This is a genomic window from Vibrio sp. 811 (assembly GCF_033339195.1).
Window position 1 is genome coordinate 1 of the sequence record NZ_JAWOUB010000306.1, and the last position, 773, is coordinate 773.

At 44.6% G+C, this 773-nt stretch carries 3 tRNA genes and 1 rRNA gene; all 4 read left to right on the forward strand.

Annotated elements, in window-relative coordinates:
* Positions 1 to 110 (forward strand): 16S ribosomal RNA (locus tag R7Q46_RS26505); the annotation flags it as partial.
* Positions 111 to 199: 89 nt separating this feature from the next.
* Positions 200 to 275 (forward strand) — tRNA-Glu (locus R7Q46_RS26510).
* A gap of 2 nt (positions 276 to 277) precedes the next feature.
* Positions 278 to 353: transfer RNA gene (locus tag R7Q46_RS26515), tRNA-Lys, on the forward strand.
* Positions 354 to 381: 28 nt separating this feature from the next.
* A tRNA-Val gene (locus tag R7Q46_RS26520) sits at positions 382 to 457 on the forward strand.
* Positions 458 to 773 lie beyond the last annotated feature (316 nt).

Genomic DNA, 773 nt, shown 5'->3' on the forward strand with positions numbered 1-773 from the left:
AAGTAGGTAGTTTAACCTTCGGGGGGACGCTTACCACTTTGTGGTTCATGACTGGGGTGAAGTCGTAACAAGGTAGCGCTAGGGGAACCTGGCGCTGGATCACCTCCTTATACGATGATTATTGCGATGAGTGTTCACACAGATTGATACGGTTTATGAAGTTTAAGAGATAGAACATCCCCCAAGATGTTCACTTAGTGTCCCGTTCGTCTAGAGGCCTAGGACACCGCCCTTTCACGGCGGTAACAGGGGTTCGACTCCCCTACGGGATACCATTGGGTCGTTAGCTCAGTTGGTAGAGCAGTTGACTTTTAATCAATTGGTCGCAGGTTCGAATCCTGCACGACCCACCATTTCCTTCCACGGAAATCAAAACAATGTGGGCGATTAGCTCAGTTGGGAGAGCACCTGCCTTACAAGCAGGGGGTCACTGGTTCGAGCCCGGTATCGCCCACCATCTTTAAACATTCTCTCTTGAGAGTTTTTAAAAATGGTTACTTCATTAGAAGTGATTAGCTCTTTAACAATTTGGAAAGCTGACAAAACAACAATTTATTGTTGTTTGTAAAGTTCTCAAAGTATTCATTTATGAATACAACTAAAAACACATTCAAGTGTTCTTGGAATTTGAGTCCGGCAAAATCGAAATGTCTCTCGCTCATTCAAATAATGAGAGACAACTTTGGTGATTTGAACATCAACTCGAAACTCCTTCGGGTTGTATGGTTAAGTGACTAAGCGTACACGGTGGATGCCTTGGCAGTCAGAGGCGA